The 23,749-nt window shown below is 65.3% G+C and carries 17 protein-coding genes and 1 tRNA gene; 13 read left to right on the plus strand and 5 right to left on the minus strand.

Going from position 1 to position 23,749, the window contains the following annotated elements; all coding sequences use genetic code 11:
- The first annotated feature begins 22 nt into the window (after window positions 1-22).
- Window positions 23-99, plus strand: a tRNA-Thr gene (locus tag N8I87_RS22015).
- 871 nt (window positions 100-970) lie between these two features.
- Here the strand turns inward: N8I87_RS22015 and N8I87_RS22020 are convergent.
- Genes N8I87_RS22020 through N8I87_RS22030 form a run of 3 tightly spaced genes read right to left on the minus strand, consistent with a single transcriptional unit; the run spans window position 971 to window position 9,982 of the window.
- Window positions 971-3,970, minus strand: a complete 3,000-nt coding sequence (locus tag N8I87_RS22020; RefSeq protein ID WP_263210992.1) for a DUF499 family protein — start codon at window positions 3,968-3,970, stop codon at window positions 971-973.
- A 55-nt stretch (window positions 3,971-4,025) separates the two neighbouring features.
- On the minus strand, window positions 4,026-6,776 hold the full coding sequence (locus N8I87_RS22025; RefSeq protein WP_263210994.1) for a DUF1156 domain-containing protein: 2,751 nt from the start codon (window positions 6,774-6,776) through the stop codon (window positions 4,026-4,028).
- Complete coding sequence (locus N8I87_RS22030; RefSeq protein ID WP_263210995.1) at window positions 6,773-9,982, minus strand: helicase-related protein; 3,210 nt, start codon at window positions 9,980-9,982, stop codon at window positions 6,773-6,775. Before N8I87_RS22030 ends, N8I87_RS22025 begins: the two co-directional genes overlap by 4 nt.
- Before the next feature lie 885 nt (window positions 9,983-10,867).
- Between N8I87_RS22030 and N8I87_RS22035 the strand changes: the two genes are divergently transcribed.
- The 5 genes from N8I87_RS22035 to N8I87_RS22055 all read left to right on the plus strand — a co-directional run bounded on the left by N8I87_RS22035 (window position 10,868) and on the right by N8I87_RS22055 (window position 14,840).
- Window positions 10,868-11,545, plus strand: a complete 678-nt coding sequence (locus N8I87_RS22035) for an 8-oxoguanine DNA glycosylase OGG fold protein (RefSeq protein ID WP_263210997.1) — start codon at window positions 10,868-10,870, stop codon at window positions 11,543-11,545.
- A 41-nt stretch (window positions 11,546-11,586) separates the two neighbouring features.
- Complete coding sequence (locus N8I87_RS22040; protein WP_263210998.1) at window positions 11,587-11,772, plus strand: M48 metallopeptidase family protein; 186 nt, start codon at window positions 11,587-11,589, stop codon at window positions 11,770-11,772.
- 101 nt (window positions 11,773-11,873) lie between these two features.
- Window positions 11,874-12,821: an ABC-three component system protein gene (locus tag N8I87_RS22045; RefSeq protein ID WP_263210999.1), complete on the plus strand. Its 948-nt coding sequence runs from the start codon at window positions 11,874-11,876 to the stop codon at window positions 12,819-12,821.
- Window positions 12,818-13,084 (plus strand): ABC-three component system middle component 6, encoded by a 267-nt coding sequence (locus tag N8I87_RS22050; protein WP_263211000.1) that lies wholly within the window; start codon window positions 12,818-12,820, stop codon window positions 13,082-13,084. The genes N8I87_RS22045 and N8I87_RS22050 overlap by 4 nt, the downstream gene beginning before the upstream one ends.
- On the plus strand, window positions 13,062-14,840 hold the full coding sequence (locus N8I87_RS22055) for an ABC-three component system protein (protein WP_263211001.1): 1,779 nt from the start codon (window positions 13,062-13,064) through the stop codon (window positions 14,838-14,840). Before N8I87_RS22050 ends, N8I87_RS22055 begins: the two co-directional genes overlap by 23 nt.
- A gap of 131 nt (window positions 14,841-14,971) precedes the next feature.
- Here N8I87_RS22055 and N8I87_RS22060 read toward each other — a convergent pair whose 3' ends face one another.
- The gene (locus N8I87_RS22060; RefSeq protein WP_263211002.1) at window positions 14,972-15,538 is read right to left on the minus strand and encodes a hypothetical protein; all 567 of its coding nucleotides are present in this window, start codon (window positions 15,536-15,538) and stop codon (window positions 14,972-14,974) included.
- An 875-nt stretch (window positions 15,539-16,413) separates the two neighbouring features.
- Between N8I87_RS22060 and N8I87_RS22065 the strand changes: the two genes are divergently transcribed.
- From N8I87_RS22065 to N8I87_RS22075, 3 genes are all read left to right on the plus strand, one after another.
- Window positions 16,414-17,793 carry a DUF6615 family protein gene (locus N8I87_RS22065; RefSeq protein ID WP_263211003.1) on the plus strand — a complete coding sequence of 460 codons (1,380 nt, stop codon included), beginning with the start codon at window positions 16,414-16,416 and terminating at the stop codon, window positions 17,791-17,793.
- Window positions 17,794-18,222: 429 nt separating this feature from the next.
- The gene (locus tag N8I87_RS22070; RefSeq protein WP_263211004.1) at window positions 18,223-18,366 is read left to right on the plus strand and encodes a hypothetical protein; all 144 of its coding nucleotides are present in this window, start codon (window positions 18,223-18,225) and stop codon (window positions 18,364-18,366) included.
- Between the two features lie 138 nt (window positions 18,367-18,504).
- Entirely contained in the window at window positions 18,505-21,177 is a 2,673-nt protein-coding gene (locus N8I87_RS22075) for an ATP/GTP-binding protein (protein ID WP_263211006.1), read from the plus strand.
- On the opposite strand, the gene N8I87_RS22080 is transcribed toward N8I87_RS22075, so the two are convergent.
- Window positions 21,145-21,462, minus strand: a complete 318-nt coding sequence (locus tag N8I87_RS22080; RefSeq protein ID WP_263211007.1) for a hypothetical protein — start codon at window positions 21,460-21,462, stop codon at window positions 21,145-21,147. The two genes, N8I87_RS22075 and N8I87_RS22080, sit on opposite strands and share 33 nt — an antisense overlap.
- Window positions 21,463-21,867: 405 nt before the next feature.
- Here N8I87_RS22080 and N8I87_RS22085 point away from each other — a divergent pair, with 405 nt between their 5' ends.
- The 4 genes from N8I87_RS22085 to N8I87_RS22100 all read left to right on the plus strand — a co-directional run bounded on the left by N8I87_RS22085 (window position 21,868) and on the right by N8I87_RS22100 (window position 23,711).
- Window positions 21,868-22,125 carry a response regulator transcription factor gene (locus tag N8I87_RS22085; RefSeq protein ID WP_263211008.1) on the plus strand — a complete coding sequence of 86 codons (258 nt, stop codon included), beginning with the start codon at window positions 21,868-21,870 and terminating at the stop codon, window positions 22,123-22,125.
- 141 nt (window positions 22,126-22,266) lie between these two features.
- Window positions 22,267-22,887 carry a DUF2975 domain-containing protein gene (locus N8I87_RS22090; protein ID WP_263211009.1) on the plus strand — a complete coding sequence of 207 codons (621 nt, stop codon included), beginning with the start codon at window positions 22,267-22,269 and terminating at the stop codon, window positions 22,885-22,887.
- A complete protein-coding gene (locus tag N8I87_RS22095) occupies window positions 22,887-23,111 on the plus strand; it encodes a helix-turn-helix domain-containing protein (RefSeq protein WP_263211010.1) in 225 nt (74 codons plus the stop codon). The genes N8I87_RS22090 and N8I87_RS22095 overlap by 1 nt, the downstream gene beginning before the upstream one ends.
- A gap of 120 nt (window positions 23,112-23,231) precedes the next feature.
- On the plus strand, window positions 23,232-23,711 hold the full coding sequence (locus N8I87_RS22100; RefSeq protein ID WP_263216588.1) for a DUF3515 domain-containing protein: 480 nt from the start codon (window positions 23,232-23,234) through the stop codon (window positions 23,709-23,711).
- Window positions 23,712-23,749 lie beyond the last annotated feature (38 nt).

A 23,749-nucleotide genomic window follows, 5' to 3' on the forward strand; every position in this document is an offset into this window, starting at 1 on the left:
CGCACCATAGTGCGGACAGCGCGCCGCCTTAGCTCAGATGGCCAGAGCAACGCACTCGTAATGCGTAGGTCTCGGGTTCGAATCCCGAAGGCGGCTCCATAAAAAGCCAGGTCAGGCCCCATCTGGCCTGGCCTTTTCCCATTCCCTTGATCGATTCGCGGTCTACACCACTGCCCTGTGAGGTCTTACGAGGGCCAGATGGGTCCAACACGGAGCCGGGAGCGCCTTACGCATTGTAATGCGTAGGTCTCTGGTTCGAGTCCCGAAAGCGGATCCGAGAAAAGCCTGGCCAGGCACCCCCTGACCTGACCTTTTCTCATTTACTTGATCAACTTCTGGTCCAAGCCACCTGCCGATTGGGCCCTGAGGTGCCCGGTGAGCCCAATCTGGGCCCCGGTCGGACCTCCGTCCGTCCGTCTCCGTGTCCTTCTTTTCATCTTCCTTCTGGCCTTCTGCTGCCCGGTATGTGGTGATGGGGTACAAGGCCGAGGTCGTTGCGGCGTGCATCTCAGGCAGCACCGCCTGGTACGTGTCGGTCGTCATCCGCATCGACGTGAGCATCGCCTGCATGGTCGTGAGCGTGATGTCGACGGCTAGCGCCAGACTCTCCGCCTCATCGGCGGCAGGCCGGACAGCTCTACCAGCGCGGTCGGAGAAGAACTACGGGTACGTTCGCGGTTCGATGACGTGGGTGCGGTGCTCCAGGCGGCGCGCGTTGCCGGAGACGATCCAGGGAAGACGCCCTGAGCGTGGCGGGCGCGAAGGCCGCGCATCTTGAGTACGCCGAGGCGGGGGAACAGGTACAGCTCGAAGCGCCCCGACTGTCATGCCGGGGGACGCTGGTTTTCATGGACCGGTCGGGCGTGCAGATTCGTCCCTATGATGCGCTCCTCGGCGTCGGAGAGCAGTCGTAGTCGGCCAGCGTGCCCGCACACCGAAGCATGCCGTCACCGGCATGCGGGCTAACCCGTCAGATCTCCTTGAACGTTCCGCTTATGCCGAGTTCTTCCAGGCACTGCTGGATCTGCTCGGCCTCATCGGCCTGAATGACTAACTGGAGAGTCCCCTGCAGATAGCTGATCTGCCTTTCGTCTAGGGCCATGTAGAACGCCCGGAAGAGTGCAGCGAAACCGTCGGCGCTGTCGCCGTTGGCCAGGAGGTTCTTGGTGAACGAGAAGGCGACCTGCCGGTCCCTGACCTGCTCCCTTTCTGGGGATTGGTCCGGACTCGGCCCCTCGGTCTCCCGCTGCCGAGGCATGCTCGGTGTGTCGACAGCTGGGCTGCCTGGCTTGTGCGTCGAGCCGCTATCGACGGTGTTGTCGGCACTCAAGGAGCATCGACCTTCGTGAACTGGCTGGTCGCAGCTGGCGCACGTCTTGGGTTGTGGCTTGGCGAGGCGCAGGCCCGTGCTCGCCAGGTTGACCTGTCCGGGGGCTGTGACCTCCACCTCGGTGCCCGCTCCGTCAACGATGCTAAGCAGGCCCTGGCTGACAGCATCGTAGATCGCCTGTTGAAGGTCGCGGTCACCCCCGTAAAGCAGCGGCAAACGTGGGGCGCTGTAGAAGGCGGCTCGGATGTCGGAGAGGGTTTTGCCGTAGTCGTGGTCGCGAAGGTTGTGCAGGAGAGCCTTGGCGCTGAACTGGCCAGTGTCGAAAACCTTGTCCCGAGCGGCGAGGCCCTTCCAGACGAGCATGCCGTCGAGGGCGGTGATGTTGTCCTTGTCGAATGTGAGTTGGTCGAGGTACCGCTCTCCGTCCGGGTCGGGCTGGGCCAGGTAGGCGACATGCTGGTACGCCCGCTTGAGCGCCTTCTCCAGCTGAGTCTTGGCCTCGGCGAGCTCCTTGGCACCGATCGTCTTGAGTTCGTCGTCGTTCTGAATTTCGGGCGCCTGCAGGGCCTTCTGCCTTGCCAGGTACTCCACCGCTAAGTTCCGTGCAAGAGCGCGCTGCTGGGTGTTCACCACGGCGTACACCGCGCTGCTGGCCCACTGGACGGGGAGCTGTTGCGCACCTTGCCCGAGCCCCATGGCGACGGTGAGTGCCTCGAGGGTCGGCTTTTCCATGCCGTTGCGCAGGCTGTACTGCGCCGGGTCGAGGACGATGAGCCGGGTGGTGTAGGCGGTGTCCAAGCCGGCCGTGGCGAGGACGTCGGCGGGATTGCGCTGGGGGTCCGCCGGCACGAACTGCAGATCGCGGAATGGGCCGCTGCTGGCCAGCCTCTTCGCGATGTCGGCGATTACCGCGTCGCGTTCGGTCTCGGTGATGGTGCGCCGGATGTTCTTCACCAGCATGCGGTGGGTGAGCCGGGTGGAGAGGAAGTAACGGGCTGGCTTGTTGTTGCCCTGACCGGGAGTGATGTCGAGCGCGCTCATCCCTTGGTTCGGATTTACCAGCTCATCGACGACGCCGTCGGCGTCGGTGACGGTATACGCGGCCTCCGGCACGCTGGTGGCCGCCTTGACCTCAGGGGCACTGGCTCCGCGGCCCCGCCCCGGGCGCAGGGTGCCGACAACACTCGCCAGGAAGATGAAGGTGGCCGCCCGTTCAGCCGCGCGTGGATTGTTCGTGCCCCAGGTGCTGGACTGCCGTTCGAGGTCCTGGCGGCGCGCTGCGCCTGACGAGCCGTCGTGGTTGATGACCTCGATCTCGGCCAGGCTCCGATAGTTCGCGATGGTGCGGTCGTCCTCCACCAGGCCGCTGCCCAGGAGCGCCTCTCGGACGGTGCTGTCCGACAGCGGCAGGTCTCCGGGCCCTATGAGCGCCGGCACCCACTCGCCTGCCTTACCGCGCTGCTGCAGGGCATAGACCGTGGCGGCGAAGATGCGGATCGTGGACCGGACCCGTTGGAATCCGGTGACCTTGCTCCACTCCGACTGAGCCAGGCTCATCAGCATGGGATGGAAGGGGTAGCAAGCTGTCATCTCTGCACGCCAGTTGCGGCGCCACGCAGCTCCGATCGGGTCCCAGACCTGCTTGCTCCAGGTCTTGTCTGTCAGCACTTCCTCGTAGAGCGCAGCAGTCGCAGCGAGCACCTCACCGGCGGGTTCCGCATCGAACAGCCGGCGGCGGAGGATGTCGGCGAAGTCGCCCACGCCGGTCACGGTGGTCGGCAAGCCGTTGCGGTCGAGCTGGCTATTCAGGTCGTCGCGGCGGGCCTGAGCGGCGGGCGAGAGCGCGGTCTTGTCGATGTCGGAGGCGATCATCACGACCAGCATCGCGACATGAGGGACGTCATTGACGACATCGAGCAGGGCCCGTAGGAACGCCATGTCCTGGGCCGCCAGGTCGGTCTGGTTTGCGCCGTCCAGTCCGTTGCCGATGTAGTCGAGCACCTCGTCGACGATGATCAGTACGGGGCGGTTCACCGCGCTGATGGCCTCGGCGATCTTGTGCTTGTCGCTCCAGAACCGCCGATAGCGTTCGAAGAGGGTGTAGTCCTTGGAGAAGAGACGCCACAGGAAACGCTCGTAGAGGTTGACCGCGGGCCCGTCGAACTCCTGTACCCCGGCCCCTGGGGTCATGTTGTCGCAGGGCAGAACGACGACATGTGGACGTCCGAGGCCGCCGGCAAGCGGGTGGCCGATTCTGGCCCTCGCGCGCTCGTTCACCCTTTGGCCGAGCTCGGTTCCCAGCAGCGCCCTTGGATTGGCGGCCAGATGGTAGGCGCCGATGCATGCGTGCGACTTACCACCGCCCATGCCCTGGTCGAGTCGGGTGACTGCTCGGGCTTTCAAGTAGTCGTCGCCACCACCGATGCGGACTGCGATTTCGGTGAGCAGGTCGATGAGCCGTTCGGCCGGGTGAGTGATGTCACCGTAGTAGTCGGCGTCGGCATAGGGCGGCCGGTCGGCTCCCGTGGCGTGAACGGCTCGGAACAGCGACATCTGTACGTCATCGATCTGCCCGGAGGCGCTGTGGATCTCCTGGCGGAGCTTGAGTGCCTTCCACCACGGCGTCACGTTGGTCGTCATGGCTGCTCTCCTGGGCTGGTGGACACGAGGATCACGGGGGTGGTGTTGGTCGTCATCACGTAAGCCGCAACTGGACGTCGTCGATGAGTTGAAGCTGGGATTTTTCGTAGTTGTTCGCGGCGGCTGCCTCGGCGGCACTGACCACGCCGACCCGGTTGCGCAGCACGCGGGTGAAGCGGACGGAGTCTGGGTCGTTGTCGGGAAGCCGGTCCGCGAGGAACTGGACTGCGGCCCACAGGAAGGTGTCGTCGGCCGCGTGTTCTGCGTCCGCCAGTACCTGCCCCATGGCCTGGAGGCCCTCCTCCGAGGCAGCTGCGAGTGCGAGGGCGATGTCGATGACGGTCGAATCTCCGTCGATCTTGCCCTCGTAGTCGCGGGCGGCGATGAACCGCACACCCTTGTCGGCATCAGGAACCAGGTCGCGTATCGCTGCCAGGTCGAGCGAGGAAGCCAGAGCCTGCCAGCGCAGTTCGGACTTCGCCCGGATCTGGCGGTTGTAGAGCGTAATCCACCACAACGCGAACCGCGTTCGAGCGTCAAAGGTCTCCAGCGGCTGGTGATTGATCTCGACGGCCATGGCCTCCTGGACTGCAGCTCGCGCCAGCGGAAGAAACGTGTAGATGTCGACGGGTTCGCCCTTGGCGTCGAGGACCTCGCTGTAACGGCCGACGACCTCCATGGCCGGTCCGGCAGCGGCCATCAGCATGTCTGCCGGGGCCAAGCCCCACCGCTCCCAGTCCGGGTAACGCTGCTTGATCTCTGCCTTGATCTCCGCCTCGACCGCGCCCTTGCGCCCAGGGGATCGTCCGGGCGCCATGGGGCGGCACGTCATGGTCAGGGTGGTCTCGATGTTCGCCTTGCCCTGATGGTTGCTGGCCTCGGTGTTCGCAGGCCAGGACCCCGTCATCACCAGGCCGGCCTTCTCGATGGCCGTGAGCAGGCGCTGCCAGACCTCCGGGTCTCCGGATCCGAACACGATGGTCACCAGTCCGTTGTCGCGGACCACGCGACGCATCTCGCCGAACGCCTGGGCGATCTTCGTGTCGTAGTGCTCGCGAGTTCGGTGCTCGTTAGGAGCCTCTCCCCGGACCCGCTTGACGATGATCTCTTCCGATTTCTCCTGGCAGCCGTGTTCGTCGGAAGTGACGACGAGCTCGGGCCAGGTGCTGTGCAGGGCGCGCTTCAGCCATGCGTAGATCAGATCGGAGGAGTCGGCATACGCGATCATCTCGTCATACGGCGGGTCAGTCACCACAGTGTTGATGGACGCGTCCCTCAGGTTCATCGAGGTGGCCGACCCCCGAGTCACGCTGACCGGCGTCCCCTGAATGTCAGTCATCAGGTTTGAGAGTGTCGCCATGCTGCTCTTGCACAGCGACGACCACGATCCCGGACCGGTGCCGATCCCCACCTCGAAAAAGTCCTGGGAGAACACAATCGACCCCTGGTTCGCGTAAATATCGTGAACCTTGTTGAGCTTCGGATCGAGAGCGCAACCGCGTGTAGCTCTCCGCAGCTTCCGCGCGACGACCGCCCCTGCGTAACCACTCAGCGTTCGCGCATAGTCAGGGCTCACCCCCGCCTTGTACATGAGTTCGTCGGCCACCTCGGCGATGGACCGGGTGAGCATGACGAAGGCCAGGGTCTGCCGATCGCACATGAAGTCGCCGTAGGTGCGCGCCCCGTAGATGGACGGCCCGATGATGTTGTTGTTGCCCGGTGCGATCCGTTCGTCCGGTACGGCACTCAGAAACGGACTCGGGTCGGACAGCTCACGTAGTGCCGCGGGTGTTGTGGCGACAGCCGAGAGCTCTGCCTGGGTGGGTTCCCGGTACTCCTTGCCGAAGTCGTCCGAGTGGTCGGCCACCACCAGGAGCATGTCTGTGGCGCGCCTCTCGTCGGTGAGTCGGCGATGCACATCGAGTGGGTGCACATGACTGCAGAAGGGGCAGATCGCAGACTTCCCCGGCAGCGTGCGACCCTCAGCCGTACGAGCGCGCGTCAGTGTTGGAGTACGCGTTGGAGGGCCCTCGTGCACCACCGCTGCGCAGGTACCGGCAGCCGGGTCGGCTTCGATGTAGAACGACTGGCCGGGATCGATGACAGGCGGAGCGCCCTTGCGACCGCGCTTCTGACTCGGCCTTCGCAGCTCGTACGAGCCGACCAGAGGGAACCGGTTGCCGCACTCCTGGCACGGTATGGCGATGGCCCACAGATACCCCCACGGCCGTTTGCCGTTGACCTCGGGGTAGTAGTCCGCCATGGCTGCCGTCCACCGGCGTCCCACCTCATCGAGAGTTGCGCGAACGTCAACAAGCAGCCGGGGCCGGTCATCGTAGAGGGCGTCGCTTTCCTCGGCGAACGGCAGGCTCGGCTCCTGAGACCAGTCCCGGAGAGGGAAGTCGGTGAGGAGTGTGCTGGCCAGCACCGCGACCGGGCTGTAGTCGACACCATGGGCCTCAAGCCCGAGCCGCCCCGCCTCGAGCGGGATCATTCCGCGCCCGCTGAACGGGTCCAGGACTGATGCGCCCTCAGGGTTCGCTTTGAGGATCTCGTCGTGGAGCGTCTGCCAGGCGGCGTAGCGCCCGGACATGGCCTTGTGTACCAGCTCTTGAAGACGCTGTTGCTCAGCCTGATCCTCCGGCCAGGGCAGCAGCGAGCAGACCACCGCAGCCTTGGCCTGTGCGACTGGACGCTTCGCGAACCACGGGAACAGCCCGATCTCGGTCGCACCGCTTCCCCATCCTGCTGAACTGTTCGCCGAAACCTCGGCACAGGGGAACCAGCGTTCAATCATTCGGGTCATGCGTTGCTCCCGGGGGCGTTCTTGAGGCTGCTGCCCGGGACACGGAACACCGCGTTCCCGGTCATGACGTTCGCGAAGAGGGTGGCGGGGTCCTGGTAAGCGCCGAAGAATCGGCCCTTGCCATCGGCGCACTGGTCGATGACGTAGAGCCAGTACTCCTTGCGGTGCTGGGTCGCGATGAGGACTTCGTTGCCTGTCATCCGGATGCCGTCGCTGGCCGCGCTGCCCAGCACGCCCTTGACCTCGACATGGCGGACCTGGCTGTGGCGGCGAGCTTCCAAGTCGTAACCACGGCCCTCGGTGTGGACATCGGCCACGGTCCAGCCGTCGTCCTCAAGGAGCTGCTGCACGCGCCGCATGGAAACCAGCTCGGCGTCGATCTCGGCCTGGACGCTGATGTCGGCGGTGGCCAGGACGCGGATTCGACCCACCTGCTTCGGTTCGGTCAGATGCACGTCCGCGAGCCGCTCAAGCTCTTCGAGTCGCTGAGCGGTCTGGGTCTGAAGCCGGTGCCGCAGCTCAAGACGGGCGGCGCGGTCATCGATGCGATCGGTCAGGCTCAGCGGCAGGTTGGTCAGGTCGCGGCGGGCCTGGGCGAACCAGTCGGCGCGCACCTTCCGGTGCTCCGCGACGGTCGTGGCGGCCACTTCACGGGCGGCTGTGAGCGCGTGGCCCTCACGGGCCGGATGCGGTGAGCCGCCGTACTGGTCGGTGGGCACGAGGTTGGCCAGGGACTCCCATCGCACCGGGCGGGCATTGCCGCTGTCGTCCACCTTGATCAAGGTGGCCCATATGCTTGCGCGCTTGCCATTGCTTTCGGTCATCGTCGCCTCATACGCGTACAAGTCGTACGGGGTGAGGCTGGTGGGGTCGGATGCGGCGCCGGACTGGTACAGGTCCTCGGCCAGGGTGTGCTCGGCTGTGTTGATTAGGTCGCTGAAGCCGGGCTCACCGGGGCCGAGGGTGACGGTGTCACCGATGTCGATGCTCTCCGAGGCTTCGCGCACCACGTCCCCGCTGGTGGCGACGTGAACCTCGTTTTGTCCGCCCAGAGTGGCCGGAAATATGGCCTTGCCGCTTAGGGAGAGCCGCCGGAACCCGGGTCCGGCCGCGGTCGGAGCGGACTTCAGCACGCCGGCCGCCGCGAGCCGGTCGAGGTATGCCTCGACGATGGCCGGGTTGATGCGTGCGAACAGATCACGCTGAAGCAGGGTCAGTGCGGCCACCGCGTCCACCTGGCTGGCCAGGCGTCGCTCGTTGTCCCGTACCTTCCGGGCTGCCCGGCTGAGTTCCTGAGCTTGGACCGCCTGGGCGGCGTCGATGGCCTGCTGCTTCTTCAGCTCGTCGTTGCCGTAGAGGTCCGACAGCCACTTGTCGTAGTCGACGCCGGTGATTTCGGCGACCGCCGAGAGGCTGTCGAACATCTGGCCGCGCAGCTCGTTCGCGGCCGTAACGAAGTTGTCCAGGAGGCGGAGCAGGGTCTTGCCTTCCCGGGTGTCGGTGGCGACCAGGTTGTAGAGGTAGACGTCGCGCTGCTGACCGACGCGGTGGATGCGTCCCATCCGCTGTTCGAGGCGGACTAAAGACCACGGGATGTCGTAGTTCACGAGCACGTGCGCGGCCTGCAGGTCGATACCCTCGTTGCCAGCGTCAGTGGTGACGATGATCTGGAATTCGCCGCGCATGAATGCCTTGCGCGCCTCGTCGCGTTCGGTCTTTCCCTGGCGGCCGGAGTAGAGCTGGGCGGTGTATCCCTGGGCCTGGAGCCGCCGGGCGATCCACTCGGCCGAGTCTGCGTACTCGGTGAAGACAACGGCCTGTTCACTGTTCCCAGGGTGGATTCCGTGGGCGGCCAGGCAGTCGTCGGTGAGCCGCTTCCACTTCGACGGCTGCCAGCGAGAGTCACTGACTGTTGCCTCGATCTGCTGCACGAGGTTGTTGATCGCGGCCCGCTCAGCCCTGGTCGAGGCTGAGATCGTGTGAATCACCTTGGCCTCATCGACCTCGGCCTCGTCACCGTGATCCTCGCGGTCGGCGATGAGCGCCGCCTCCGCCTCGCTCATCGCCCCCATGTGTTCGTGCCGCCGGCGCAGTGTCTCGGCCAGCGCGTAGAGACTGGAGGCTGCTCGCTTGCCGTAGACCATGCGGGCAAGCGGCTGCGCCACTGGAGGGAAGAACCGGTCGACCATATCTAGGGCAGCCCTGTAGAAGCCGTACTCGGTCTGCGAGAGCGGGACGCTGTGGTTGTGCGCGGTGCGCCCTTTGAACAGCCGGGTCGTGCCGTCGTAGTCGACTAAGTCTTCCTTCATCCGCCGCAGGAAGTGGATGGGGCCGGGACGCAGTGCACTGAGTTCGATGGTGGGGTCGTTTCCCGGATCCGGGTAGATCTCCGGGTCCACCAGATGCAGCAGATGTCGGAAGAGCCACTCTTTGCCCCGGTGCGGCGTTGCCGTCATCAGCAGGGCCCGCGGGGTGTTCTTGGCCAGCAGCCGTCCGACCTGGTGGAAGCCGGCGGCAGTCGGAGTCAGTCGGTGCGCCTCGTCGAAGACGACCAGATCCCAGCCGGCCTTGTCCGGCCGGATGGCGTCCTGCACTGCGGGGTTCACTGCTGCTAACTCCAGCGACACCACCCACAGGTCGTTGGAGTTCAGAGCGTCCTCACGCACCGTGGCCGAGGTCAGCTGACGCAGCCCGCCCCCCAGTAACCGCTGGAAGTCGTCCACCCACTTGGTGGCGAGGTTCGCCGGGCACACGATGATCGCGCGCTTTATCAGGCCGAGCCTCTGCATCTCACGCAGATATAAGCCAGCCATGATCGTTTTTCCGGTACCCGGCTCGTCACAGAGAAGGAAACGCAGCAGGGGTTGGGGGAGCATCGCTCCGTAGACGGCCGTGGTCTGGTGCGCGTACGGCTTCAGCGGCGTGGCTGCCATCGCGCTGGACTCGGCATTGGTCGCCGCGGCGTTCATCCACTGAGTCCACATCGCGGCCAGCACACGGGCGGAGTTAGCCTGCCCGTCGCTGACGAGAGGTCGCACGGTCTCGGTGTCTCCGGCTGCCAGATTCACCTCGTGACGACGGTCCTCGTCGTCGACCAGGATGAGATCCCATGTCCCCGATTGGTCACCGGGCAGAGCGAACCTGACTGTGGCGAACTCCGGGACGCCGACGGCTCGGACCCTCACTCTCTGGCCGCGCTCAAACATGCCTTGAGGCACCATGCTTATGCGTCTGCGCCAAGGTGTGCCGGAATCCAGCTGATGAGACTGGCCACAAGCCAACCCGCTGGACGTGGACAAACAATGTCCTGGTCCCTCCCCCTCGGCCACCCATGGTTCCCCAACCTGGCCGACTAACGGATGGTCAAATTACAGTAACCAACTGCTGCTTCCAATACTCAGAACACGAGGGTGGGAGCTTGATGGGCGGTTTCCGGCCACCCGCATCCGTAGGAGCAAGAACCGGTTGGAACGCTATGCCGTTCGTTCAGGTCAACTTCACGGGAGAGGAACTCGTTCATGGGGCGATTTCGTCGTACCGCGGAGACCGTGACCGGAGCGACAGCTGATCAGCTGCTCGATAGCGGCTGGAAGCCTGCCCGGCTCGGGCTGGGATGGCAGGTCAGCAGGGCCTTCCTGGGTCCAAGATGGGTCCGGAAGGATGATGAAACCCCGTGAATGATCAGTGTGGCCCAGATGCTTCTAGGCTTGCTGACCTGCACAGACGAGGAAAATAAACCGGACGACGAGGAGGGCCGAGGTTCCTCCGCGCACTCGGTCGGGTCGTAGACCCGGGCGCTCCGGAGGAGCCCCAGACGGTTCTCGCGGAAGCGATGCCAGGCTGTCGGATGCGCCTCGACGAGCGGCAGAGGCGCCTGGTGGCCGAGGCGAGTGACTGGGTGCAGCGCGTCAGAGCGACGTACAGGCCGGGCTGCATTCTCTTGAGAGAATCGCGGTCTACACCACTACCCTGTGAGGCCGATGCGAGGGCTGGATGGGTGCGGCGACTCCGTACCTGCCCCCGACTCCTGAGCGACCCGCGAACTGCCTGTGGCCCAGCCTCCCGCCTCCGCACCCCGCCAAGGAGCAAGAGTGATCGTCCTGCCTGATAATGTCGACGTCCCCGACCGCGACACGGTCCTCGGCCAGGCGATTCCCTTCGACCGAGGCCGCTGGATATCCCTGCTCCCGGATTCCACTTGGTGGCCGGCCGCGCTCGACGAGTGCCCGCATATCGGCCGCAGGCCCCGGGTGGACCGACGGGCCGTATTCGGCATCGCCCGACAGACGGACACCGTCCAAGGCCGCCGCCTCCTGCTTGTCGCCGCCTTGGTCTGGGGGGCCGGCACCAAGGCGCAGTCGGTGAACCGGCGGGCACGCATCTTCGAGCACTCCTCACCCGCAGACATCGACGCTCGACTCGGCGAGGCACTCGACGTACTGCGGGAACGAGGCGCCGTTGATGCATACCGGGCATTCAATAACGATCAGCGCATCCCTTTCCTCGGACCGGCATTCTTTACCAAGGTGCTCTACTTCGCCGGTCACGACAGCGCGACAGCGCCCCGCCGCGCGGTCATTCTCGACAGCGTCGTCTCACGGGCCCTCAAGGCCAAGGGTGCTGTGGACGCCACTTGGCCGGAGAACGGCTGGACCACGGACCAATACCGGCAGTACGTGGACGGGGTGCAGGAGCACGCGCGGGCCCGAGGTGCACTCCCGGATCAAGTCGAGGCAGCTTTGTTCTCCCACGGTAGGCAGTTGGCCTGATTGAATCGCTCCGGGTCTGATGGAAGCTCCGCCGGGCCGCGATGCAACTCCCCGCGAAGTTGATCGACTACGTCCTGACGCATGAACTAGCTCACCTGTACAAACGTGAGCATTCGCCAGGATTCTGGACCCTCGTCGGCCGGGCCCTTCAGGACTATCGCGAGAGGAGAGACAAGCTAGATCAGTTTGGTGCACTCCTGCGGCTCCCAGGGCCGGTGGGTTCGTGAAGGAAGGCTGGTCAGCCCCGAGTTGTCTGGGAAGCGGGCTACTCAGTGGGCTGGTAAGCCACTACGGTGCGTAGAGAGAGAACAGCACAGGGGAGGCGCCGGTGCTCCCGCACCAGAGGCAGTACGCGCACAGCAAGTTCCGGATGATGGTCGCGGGCAGCGCGGGCAACGAGTTCGAGAAGCTCTTCCACCTCCTGATGGAACTACGCTACGACGACTACATTCCGATCCGGACCGCCGGCAGCATCGGTGACCTTGGCGGAGACGGCCTGCGGACGTCGTGCCGGACCCTGTACGCCTGCTACGCGCCAGAGACCTTTGACGTGTTCTCGGTGAAGGGCAAGTTCCACGGAGACGTGGAGAGCGCCATCATCCAGCGCCCGGAACAGTTCGATACCTTCGTCTTCGTCCACAACGACCAGCGTGGAGGCATCCACCCCGTCATATCGGGGCTGCTCATGGATGCTGGCCAGACGTTCCCTCGCGTCGCCTTCCAGCAGATGGGACCTCAGAAGCTCTGGAACGAGGCGATGTATCTCGATCGCTTGCAGATGGAGATCCTGCTCGGCGAGACGATCCCGGTTGAGCAGGTCGTCTACAGCATCGGCCTCGCCGAGATCGAGCCACTGCTGAAGCATCTTTCCGAGAAGCGTCAGCGTGTTCCCGACGCCTCCGTTCCGTTGCCCACCACCTACAAGGTCGACTTCAACGGCCTCTCGGAGCAGGCTCGGGCGGTGCTCCAGGCTGGCCGGCCCTACGTCCATCTCGTCGACCAGTACTACCGAGACCTGCTCGACCAGATGGAGCGGGATGAGACAGCTGCCGGATTCCAGGCGTACTACAGGCGGATGCGGCACGAGTATGGCGACGACACAGACGAGATCCTCTGGCAGATGCAACGCTTCGTGCTGGGCCAGGAGGCTCCGCGGTGGAACCGTGATGAAGCCGCAAAGGCCGTCCTCGCGTACTTCTTCGACGAATGTGACATCTTCGAGGTCCCCCCACCGGGATGGAGACCGACACACGTAGCGGACGGAGGCGCATCATGATCACCCCGACCAAGGGGATCGCTCCCGACCGTGCGCTATTGGCTGTCGGCGCCCAGATCATCATGCAACTGGACCACCCCCTCACAGTCAGCCAGACATGGGCCCGTCTCCGCGAGTGGCGGCGAGGACACGACCATCCGGCGCCCCTCTCCTTTGGCTGGTTCGTTTTGGCCCTGGACGTACTGCACGCCCTTGATCTCGTTGACTTGAGAGACGACCTCCTCACCAGAAAGGCCGCCCATGCTGCGCCGGCTCAGCGCTGACAATGAGCGGTTCAAGACGGTCACCTTCCAGCCCGGCCTCAACCTCGTCGTAGCGGAGGCCACCGCAGCCTCTCGATCAACCGACAGCCGAAACGGCTCAGGCAAGTCGAGCATGATCGAGCTACTGCACTTCCTGCTGGGTGCACGAGCGGACAACAAGCATCTGGCAGCCCGCAAAGAGCTGCGTCAGACGGTCTTCACACTCAGCCTGGACTGGCCCGGTCTGAGCCAGGAGCTGAGCGTCAGCCGGTCCGGCACTGACGTCAAGCACGTCACGCTTCGCCCGAGCCTCCGGAATCACCCAGAGTTGAGTGGTTCATCTGAGTGGTCCCTGTTTGGATTTGGAGCCGAAGAGGAGCAGACGGTCACTCTCGCTGAGTGGCAGGCGCTGATCGACAAGGAGCTCTTCGGCCTCACCGGGGAGCATCCCGGAGTCAGCGGTCGAGGGCTGCTTTCCTTCCTCATCCGCCGCGTTGGCGACCATGGCTTCAATGAAGCGGTGCGCAGCTTCTCGCGCCAGTCAGAGGCGAAGGCGACACCGAATCTGGCCTACCTGCTCGGCCTCGATTCCGCCCTTGCCGCCCGATATCAGGACATCGCGGCGAAGAAGGCCACGCGAGACCAGTTGAAGAAGGCGGTGGACGACCCCGTCTGGGGCAAGGTGATCGGTAAGACAGCCGACCTTCGTGGCGAGATTGCCGTTCGGAACTCGAAGATCGTTGAACTCCAGAGAGAGATCGATGCATTCCGCGTCGTTCCGCAGTACGAGGAGCTAAAGGAGCGGGCTGACGAGCTGAGCCGGCGAGTCCAGGATCTTGGTACGCAAGACGTGATCGACCGGCGGAATCTCGACCACCTCGAAAAGGCGGTGGCCGAGGCAGTTGATCCCGAGGTGCAATACCTGGAGCAGGTCTACGGCGAACTGGGCCTCATGCTGCCTGGGCAAGCTCTCAAACGGTTCGAGGACGTACGAGCCTTCCACACAGCGGTAGTAAGAAACCGGCGTACATACCTCGGAGAGGAAATCGAGGCGACCCGCCGCAACCTTGAGGCCCGCAAAGCCGAGCGAGCCCGACTCGACACAGAGCTGAGTGCTGTCCTGAAGGACCTGAGTGAAGGTGGGGCGCTCGACCGTCTCACGGCGCTGCAGAAGATCCTGGCCCAGGAAGAGGCAAAGCTCGGGGCGCTGCAGCACCGATTGGAAGTCGCCCAGACGGTGGAAGCGAGCAGCCGAGAAATCGAGGCGACGCGCATCGACCTCGTCCGGGAAGTCGACACTGATCTACAGGAGAGGCAACAGCAGATCAACCAGGCAACCGTTTTGTTCCACGAGCTTGCCAGCAGGCTGTACGGCAACGATCGGCCGGCCTACCTCTCGGTCGAGGCTGGCAAAAGCAGCCTGAAGATCACTCCAAAGATCAGCAGCGATGTCAGCCAGGGGATCAACAAGATGTCGATCTTCTGCTTCGACCTCACGATGGCCGTCATCGGCCATCGTGAGGGTCGGGCGCCTGACTTCCTCGTCCACGACAGTCACATCTTTGATGGAGTCGACGACCGACAGGTAACGCGAGCCCTCGAAGCCGCGGTGGATATCACCGAGACGGAAGGCATGCAGTACATCGTCACAATCAACGAAGACAAGCTCACCCAGACCCGTAGTCTCGGGTTCGATCCGACGCCCTACATCATAGAGCCACTGCTAACAGATGCTTACGACGAAGGCGGGCTCTTCGGATTCCGGTTCGAACGGTAGGGATGGCTGCGAACATCGGAAGTCAGGTCCCGTTGAGCTTTCCCCGCGGTCCGAGGTACTGTTCCCATCCCGCCTCCAACATCCAAGCGACAGCGCTTATTCTCTCCAGGGCCTCGTCAGCCATCTCGTCGTCAAAGTCCCAAGCCGGAGGCTGAGCGCCACTGAAGGTCGACATCGTCGATAAGCCGATGCGCGAACGAGTTGCGGCGATCCCGCAGCCACGAGATGTGCTCGTCGAGTTCCGTGCGGTCGATCACTGCTGACCAGCGTGCCGCGAGTTCCCCAGCCTTACGCGTGAGGCCAGCCCTATGCAGGCGCTCGTCGCCGGGCTGGTCCAGCATCTGGTTCATCAGGGCCTCGAGGGCGGCAACAGAGGCAACGACGATCACGCCAGCACTGATCTGACGCACGTCCGTGTCGAGCACGTTCACCGACTCGTCGAGCATGAGGTCGCTCTCACCCTCCCAGCCACGGACTCGATGGGCCCCGGTCTCGCGGTTCGCGTGGAGCTCTGCCAGCTCGACATCGACGCTTTTTGTGATCTTGCTGCGAAGCCACGCAAGGGACGAGACGCGGTACTCGAAGGAGACGAACTCAACGCGTGAGTGCCGGCTGGCGAAGTATTCGTCGCCGTAGGCGAGCACGTACCAGCCATTCTTCGTGTCCCCGTTCCCGTACTCGGCTCCTGCCTCGGCCATGCGGATCAACCTCTCGTCCTACCTCTACATAACTGATCAGCTTCTCACGGAGAGAGATGGTCGGCTCAGGATTCTCTGAGGAGGCGAGGGCGGAGGGCACAGCAGGTAGGGAACCAGACGTTCTTGGCGCAAACGTGACCTTGACCCAGTGCGTTCACCGCCTGAGCCGCGATATGCACACACGGCTCGCACGTGCCCGGTAGGAAAAGGCAGCCAGGCCCAGGGCTGAGGCCAGATGACTGCCACAACTCCGGTGGCCAGCCACGCCAAGAAGCACGTGGAGATTCAAGTCCCTGCATCTGCAACACCAAGGACGCCGCTCACGCCGGGGTTGGGCCCCCTCGCATCGCAAGGCCTCTGCGCTGGACGCGCCTTTGCCGCCCGGCCTGAGCTGGAGGCCTACCCGGTTGGGACCCGGTCGGCCAGCCAGCAGGACATCCCTGGGTCCAGGATGGGTCCGGAAGGACAGTGAAACCCCGTGAACGATCACCGCGTCCGGGATACGCGCATGCGAGCTGACCTGCATAGACGGGAGAAACAGGGGTGGCCAGGGAATGCCGGGGCAACGCTCTGGCGAGCTCGTAATGCGTAGGTCTCGGGTTCGAATCCCGAAGGCGGCTCCAGCGAAAGCCTGGGTCGGGTGCCCCTGACCTGGGCTTTCTCTCGTTCTGGGGCAGTGTTGTGATTGATGGTCCCTCTCGGGTCACGCCGCCGGATCCAAGGGGTGCGCGAGGGGAGCGCATGAGCGCAGGACTCGTGCAGAGGGGTGCGCGCGAGAGGGCGCGCCATCGCCATGGAACGGTCTGGTCGCAGCACTTGGCGATTACGCGAGTCTTGTGGAAAGGCTCCAACATCCGCTTCTAGGCTGGGGGGCTGTGGCAGAGCCGATGCACCTCGGTACGGAGATCGGGGCCGCGCTCGTGAAGCGTCATTCCGGCGGGGTGGCGGAGATTCCGGTGGGGGTGCTCGACGGGCCGGCGGTGTTGGTGGACAGTGTGGCCGACCGTGTGGACAAGGACGGCTGGAGCATCTGCCCCTGCGGAGAGGAGCACGGCCAGGGTGAGGTGGATCTGGGCACCGTTGCGGTCATGCGCCGCCATGCCGCGCTTGCGCGCGGGTCTGCGCGAGCAGGACGCCGGATGATCTCGAAGAAGGCGACTGTCGGCCCGGAGCAAGGCGACGTGGAGCAGGTGTGCCAGTGTGGCCGTGAGCCATCGGCCGACTCCCGGTTCTGCCGATTCTGTGGCGGCGCCCTGCGCGAGAAGTCGCTCTGCCGCACCTTGAGCCTGTGCTCCGAGTACACCTTCGGGCGGTTGTCTCACGGCCATCGGAAAGGCCAGGCACCCGGCGAGGTGGGGCTCACCGAACATCATCTGACGACCATCAGCATGGAGCACGCGGACCGCGTGGCAGTCCGCTGGTTCACGGGCAGTGAGGAAGCCGCGAACGGCGCGGACTGGGAATGGTGGTTCTATGCCGGTGACATCGGCTTCGGCATGCGGGTCCAAGCCAAGCGCGAGGAGTGGAACGGTACTTACAAGCTTCGGTACCGGCCCGACAAAGGGCGCCTGCAAAGCGACCTCCTGATCGAGGACGCTGTCGCCTCAGGGTGCCTTCCCGCCTACGTGTTCTACAACCGTCGAAGCTGGCAGCCAGACCTCCCGGAAGGGTTACTGGCGGGTTGTCGTCACGGCCCCGTTGGGGAAAGACAGTTCGGGTGCACCATCGTCTCTGCCCTCGTGGTGCAGCGGACCTTGCTCTCCAGCAGGGCCAGCACCTCGTACGTGAAGAGTCGAAGCCTGCCATGGCACCGCCTTCTGTGCGATGAGAGTGAGCCCGAGGGCCTGAGGGTGGAGGCGCCCTATCGGCGCGTAAGGGACCTTCACCGGGCAGCGGTCAAGGAACTCCAGGCCGCCTTGAACGAGGAGGGCGGTCTCCTCACGGTGAGGCCTGACGTGCCGGCGTGGCCCGCTACGCCCGGAGTCAGTGGGCGAGTTCAGCCCACTGGGACAGGTCATGATCGGCGAATGGAACGAGAGGCCGTCGACCGGGAGCTCGACTTGGTGCGGGCCGCGAGTGGTCTGCCTCGCGACTTGAGTCAATGGCCGCTGTACCGGCGCATGCAGGAGATCGTGGAGCGCCCTCCGTCCGAGCTGCCGAGCCGTGTGCGAGGCATGATCCTTGGAGATGACGCCATCGCTCCGGACGAGCGAGTCGCTGGTGCGGTTCTCGTGAACCTCACAGAAATGGGCTGAGGGGGCTCTCCGGGAAGGGAGAGCCCCCTGGGCGAGTCCAGACACCCCCGGACTGTGCGGTGCGTGCTCCCTCCTGAGCAGCACCGCAGGTGCACTCGCACGTACAGCGGGGCGAAGCGCCGATGGTGAGGGCGGGCCGGGCCGCACGCTGTTCGATCACCGAACGGATCGCTCGGGGCGCGCCTGGCACGAGCTTGACGACGGCCTCCGTCGCCCGCGCCAGGTCGTCAAGGACGGACTGGTGGATGTCTCGCGTGCTGCGGCTAGCGGCGATCCAATCAGGGCTCCGCCGTGGCCGCCGGGTAAGCGCTGGCCGAATGTCCAGCGGGTGCCCTGCGAGACGCCTTCACCCCGTTAGCCCCTCCGGCATGATTGGCACGTGATCCCGACTTTTCGGTGGAGATCCACCACGACCACGAACTCACTTGCATGCGCCTGGAGTTGAGCGCTCCGCACAGTGTGCCCTTCGCCGAACTCCTGGAGGACTACCTCGCCTCGACCGCCGAGTCGGCCGTGCCCCGCCTGCGGCACACCCGCCCTGGGCAGCTGAGCCACGTGAGTGACCACGGCTGACGCCCCTCACAACGTTGGTCGTACACCACGTCCGCGGACGCGACCCGAATACGACCTGCAGACTCTGCCTGAATGTGGACTTGCCAGGCTGTCCTCAATGAAGCATAAATTTGCTCCAGTTGATCGTCAGGGGGAGCGGTGGCAGGGCGGGACCTTCGAACGCTGTTCAGCTCGAACGACCGGAGCATCGCCGCCAGTGAGGCGTTCACGAACCGGCAGGCACAGTGGCAAGCGGTGACCGCCGGCCTCGCTGCGCACATACGGCACGTGACCCGTGCGGACTTCGACGTGGAGGACCTGGAGGCTCCCCGCCGCAACATGCTTGTGTTCCACGGTGTGGGCGGGATCGGCAAGTCCACGCTCTCCCGCAAGATCGAGGCGTCGCTCACCAGCAGCGAGCACCGCCCCGTGCAATGGGAATCGCCGTCCCACCCCGAGGATCGGACGCTGCCGGTCCGCATCGACCTCGCGCGCGCCGCGGGCATGGACTTCGAGCGCCTCATCCTCACCATCCGTCTTGCCGTCGCTCCGCTCGGCCGCCCGATGCCCGCCTTCGACCTCGCCCTGCGCCGCTACTGGGAGCACAACCACCCGGGCGAACCGATCGAGGACTACCTCCGCCGGGGCGGGCTGCTGAGCCGCTTCAGCGCCGCTGCCGCCCTTCCCCAGCAGATGCAGTCAGCCCTCAGCGACGTGGCCCAGGCTCTGCTCCTTCCCGGCACCGTCGGGGGTGCGCTCGGGCACGGGGCCGGAGCGCTCATCAAGGCGTTACGCGAGCGGCGCCAGTCCGTACGCGCCCTCGCCGGCTGCTCCCGTCTGGCCGACCTCCTGGAGGCCGAGCCCGACCTGGAAGCCCTCAGCTTCTACCCGCACCTTCTCGCCTGGGACCTGGCCCAGCTCCCGGCCGGCAAGAGCGCACTACCTGTGATCCTTCTGGACACCTTCGAGGACACCGGTGACCGCACCAACCGTGACTTCGAGCGCCTGCTCCAGCGCATCGTGTGGCTGATGCCCAACGCGTTCTTCGTCGTCACCGGACGCAACCGCCTTCAGTGGGCGGAGGCAAGTCTGGAAGGGCAACTCGACTGGACTGGGTCGAACGCTTGGCCCGGCCTCGTCCCTGAGGCGACGCATGTCGGGTCAGGCGTATCCGGCCACCAGATCCTGATCGGCGACTTCTCCTCCGAAGACTGCGAGGACTATCTGGCCCGCAGGCTCAGCCGCGACGGGCAGCCGCTGATCGACGAACCGGTCCGCCGGATCATCGCCGAGCGCTCCCATGGACTGCCTCTGTACCTGGACCTGTCGGTCATGCGCTACCTGGAACTTCGACGCGGCGGCAGGCAGCCGCAGGTCACCGACTTCGACCACGACTTCCCCGCCCTGATCACCCGTACCCTCAGCGACCTGACCCCCGAGGAACGCCACGTACTGCGCTCGGTCAGCCTGTTCAGTGCGTTCTCCGTGCCCCTGGCCACCCAGGCTGCCGGCATGCAGCACGACGCGCCTGCCCTACGGCTGACCGAGCGCCCCTTCATCCGGGAGTCCCCTTCCGGTGTGTGGCCCTTCCACGTCCACGACCTGATCCGCGCCGCTATTCGCACTGCGGACGACGTCAGTGACGACCGCTGGTCGGACCAGGACTGGCAGCGCGCGGCCCAACGGGCTTTCCACGCCCTGGAATCGCGGTGGCGCCAGGACCTGCGACGCGACCGCGCCGTCCTGGTCGGCTGCCTCCAGCAAGGGCTGCTCCTCGCACGGGACTTCCATCTCGATCTCGGCTGGCTCGCCGATGCTGCCTTCCAGTACGTAGGAGACTCGATCTGGGAACCGCTGGCACTCCCCGCAGCCGATGCCACCTCGTCGGACGGCCTGCAGACTGCGGTGGACGCCCTGGTGGAATCGCTCAGCGCCATCGCCCGGCGCCAGCACGAACACCGTGAACGCACAGCCAGTCGACTCACCGCCGTCCTTGCATCGCAGCTGCTCCCGGATGACCTGGTCGAAATGGCCACGTACTACTTGGCGAAGGCCCAGCGAGACCTCGGCCTGACGGACGATTCGCGCCGCAGCATGCAGCGTGTCGCGTCCGCCGACGGTCGGCTCGCTTCTGCCGCTCGACGCGGCCTGGCACACCTGAGCCGACTGTCCGGAGACTTCCCTGCGGCGGTGGAAGCCGCTGGGAGGCTGGGCTGGAAAGGCCGACACCATCGGGTTCTGGGAGATGTGTGGTGGGTGCAGGGAGACATGGAACGGGCGACCGCTGCCTACCTGGCAGCCAGGAGCGAGGCCGAAGAACACGGCGCGGCCGGCGAGACCGCCATGGTGCAAGCACATCTCGCCTTCACCGTCTCCTTCGTCGACCCCGATCGAGCCGATGAGGAACTCGACCTGGCGGCCCGGCTGCTGTCGCGCCTCAGCCTGCGCTCCAGCGAGATGACCGCTCGCATTGCCGCACTCGTACGCGACGCCGGGTTCGCCGCAGACGTGCCCGACCGGGCGGCCGTCCTGCTCGCCGAAGTCGGCGTCTCCGGCATTTCCTACGCCGCGGCCAAACTGAAACTCGTCCTGTGCTTCCACCACGCCATCCTCGGCGCCCAGGACGACCTCACCACCGCGATCACTCGCCTGCGCGAACTCACGCAGAGCGGCGACTACGCCTACTACGTCGAAATCGCGCACTTCATGGCTGGCCTTCCGCTCCCCGAGGAGACTGCGCGAGCACGGTGGATCGACGGAGAACGACAGACCCGCGAACGATGGCGCTGCCTGGTCGAGTCACGTCGCAACCGCCTCGGCACGGCCCGTTAGGCCGCAACGGGCAGCGTCGGACGCAGTCAGAAGGCGCAAGGGGAGCGCGGACGCCTTTGGACGGTGCAACACGGGCCTTTTGCGGCGCTCCGGGCATGACGCGTCACACGGCAAGAACGCCGTGGTGGCCTCGGCGGCGTTCTTGCCGACCTGGGGCGGGACGCTTTGGTGCGTGTCCGGCGTGACGCAGGTGTCGCTGTGACCTACCGTGTTCGACATGATCTTGACGTTGATGTCGGCGGCCGGCGCAAGGACGTTGACGGAGTCGTCGTTGAGCGCGACCACGCGGTAGGCGCTTGTTTACCCGTCAACAAGATCTGAGACAACCTCAAGGTTGCCTCAACTCGCTTTACTTGAGCCGTTTTCGATCATTTACTGACCCTGCCCCACGAGGGCGCGTCTCCGGGCGTGGTTGACCGACCTCAACGCAGGCGGTCCCCACGGTCCTTACCGGCCAAGTCGGAATGGAGACGCGCCATGCGCGGGGCGCACATGTGAGACGCCGTCGGCCTGTCCAAACGGGTCACGGTGCCGCCACAACCGCCGCTCAGCCCCGAGAACCCGGCAGGCAAGGAGCGTAACGAGAGCAAGGGGACAGCCGGCTGAAGCGGTCAGACAGAGATGAACGGGGAGACCACCGCTTTGACTTACCTCACGTTGGATGACCATAGAACGGGATCGCAAGGGGACTTGAGCTTCACCCCGGCCGCTCCGTCCGCCCCAGGAGACCCCCAGGCCATCCCTTCTCTCACCCCCCGGGAGCGCCAAGTCCTCATGCTGCTCGGGCACGCAGCCGGCAATCGCGAGATCAGCCACCGACTGGGCATAGCCGAGCGCACCGTCAAGGCTCACCTGACCAACCTCATGACCAAGATCAAAGTAACCAGCCGTATCGAGGCGGCCCTCTTTGCCTACTCCCACCACGGTCGTCTCGCCGACCGGCTCTGAGGTGGCGATGAGGCGGTCGCCGCGGTTGCCTGACTGCTGAGACCCGTCTCAATCGCCGCCGCACCCTGAGCTTGACAGCCCGCATATCGCTTATCGATAGTATCGATAAGCGATATGCGGGTTGCGAGCGACAGGGGAACCGTGGGTACGAAGTCCTGGTGGAGCCGGACCGACAATGGGCTCCTGGAGGCTGCTCTGGGTCTGGCCGCTCTGCTCGTCGGCGTCTTCGGGGTGTTGGTCCCGGCCCTCGGGGTGGTCGGCCTCATCGACCCCGTGGACACCCGCGAGGTCAAGACCGAGACCACGACCCGGGTACCGGTCAGCGTGACCGACGCGGTGGCGGGCCACGGCATGACCCTCACCGGCACCCACCAGGCCGACTTCGTTGTCGCCCACCCCGACCTGAGCCAGCGCCTGTTGCTCGCGCTGCCGGACGTCGTCGGCGGTCTGCTCCTGCTCCTCGTCCTGGCACTCCTGTTTCAGATGGCCAGGACGCTGCGAGGCGGCGACGTCTTCGTGCCGAAGAACGCCCGCCGCCTGAGCGCCATAGGTCTCACGGTGCTGGTGCAGGCCATCCTCTCGCCGGTACTGCCGGCGCTCACCACGGAAGCGCTGGTGAGCGGCACCCCCATGGCCGATCAGATCCCCTCCTCGATCACCTTCACGGGCCAGTACGTCCTGCTCGCCTTCCTCATCCTGGCCCTGGGCGAGGTCTTCCGGCGTGGCACGAAGCTCCGCGCCGACACCGAGGGGTTGGTCTGATGCCCCCAGAGGAGGAACACCGGGTCAAGGTCCACCTGGACCGGCTGCTGGCCGAGCGGGGCATGACTCTTTCCGAACTGGCGGCCAGGGTCGAGGTGACGGTGGTCAACCTCTCCGTCCTGAAGAACGACCGGGCCAAGGCGATCCGCTTCTCCACCCTCACCGCGATCTGCCGCGAACTGAACTGCCAACCCGGCGACCTGCTCAGCATCCGCGAGGACTGACCCCGGTCGCCAAACATGGCCGGCGCTCTGTACGAGAGCGCCGGGTACCGACTTCCGCCGTGTGGCCTTCGCCGTAGAAAGCCACAACTGCGTTACCTAGACAAGGGATTACTCATGGAGATGACCACTGGCCGGCGTCTGGCACAGGTTGGTGCGATCGCTGTGTGTGCCGCCGCTCTTGCGGCGTGCGGGACTTCCGGGCGTTCCTACAACGTGTCGGGAGCTCCGGGTGGTGCCAGTGCCGCGTGCTCCGGTCTGGTGGACAAGGCGCCGCAGAAGCTGGGGGGCCGTGAGCGCACCGATTCCGACCAGAAGGGAACGGCCGTGTGGGGGGACGGCGATGTGATTCTCCGCTGCGGGAACATCTCGGACGTCCCCGAGTCGGCCACGTGCACCTCGGTGAAGGGGGTCGACTGGGTCGTGAACGCCAAGAAGACCCACGACGGGACGAAGACGGTTCTGTCGTACGGGCGCAGTCCCGCGGCCGAGATCACGATGTCGGACCGGATCAAGGACAAGGACAAGGACGCCGTCATCGGTGAGATGTCCGGGATCGTGTCGGGGCTGGCCAAGCAGAAGGCGTGCGCGAAGCGGGGCTGAGCGTCCGCGACCGGAACTCCTGAGGTAGCCCTGGAGGG

It is taken from the genome of Streptomyces sp. HUAS 15-9, from assembly GCF_025642155.1.
Lineage (GTDB): Bacteria > Actinomycetota > Actinomycetes > Streptomycetales > Streptomycetaceae > Streptomyces.

Excerpts from the sequence above, each read along its gene's own strand:
- N8I87_RS22055 (WP_263211001.1), top strand. The coding sequence starts at position 13,062 with ATGCTGCGCCGGCTCAGCGCTGACAATGAGCGGTTCAAGACGGTCACC.
- N8I87_RS22040 (WP_263210998.1), top strand. The coding sequence starts at position 11,587 with ATGCAACTCCCCGCGAAGTTGATCGACTACGTCCTGACGCATGAACTA.
- N8I87_RS22025 (WP_263210994.1), bottom strand. The coding sequence starts at position 6,776 with ATGACCCGAATGATTGAACGCTGGTTCCCCTGTGCCGAGGTTTCGGCG.
- N8I87_RS22050 (WP_263211000.1), top strand. The coding sequence starts at position 12,818 with ATGATCACCCCGACCAAGGGGATCGCTCCCGACCGTGCGCTATTGGCT.
- N8I87_RS22020 (WP_263210992.1), bottom strand. The coding sequence starts at position 3,970 with ATGACGACCAACGTGACGCCGTGGTGGAAGGCACTCAAGCTCCGCCAG.
- N8I87_RS22060 (WP_263211002.1), bottom strand. The coding sequence starts at position 15,538 with ATGGCCGAGGCAGGAGCCGAGTACGGGAACGGGGACACGAAGAATGGC.
- N8I87_RS22095 (WP_263211010.1), top strand. The coding sequence starts at position 22,887 with ATGCCCCCAGAGGAGGAACACCGGGTCAAGGTCCACCTGGACCGGCTG.
- N8I87_RS22070 (WP_263211004.1), top strand. The coding sequence starts at position 18,223 with ATGCGCCTGGAGTTGAGCGCTCCGCACAGTGTGCCCTTCGCCGAACTC.
- N8I87_RS22030 (WP_263210995.1), bottom strand. The coding sequence starts at position 9,982 with ATGTTTGAGCGCGGCCAGAGAGTGAGGGTCCGAGCCGTCGGCGTCCCG.
- N8I87_RS22100 (WP_263216588.1), top strand. The coding sequence starts at position 23,232 with ATGACCACTGGCCGGCGTCTGGCACAGGTTGGTGCGATCGCTGTGTGT.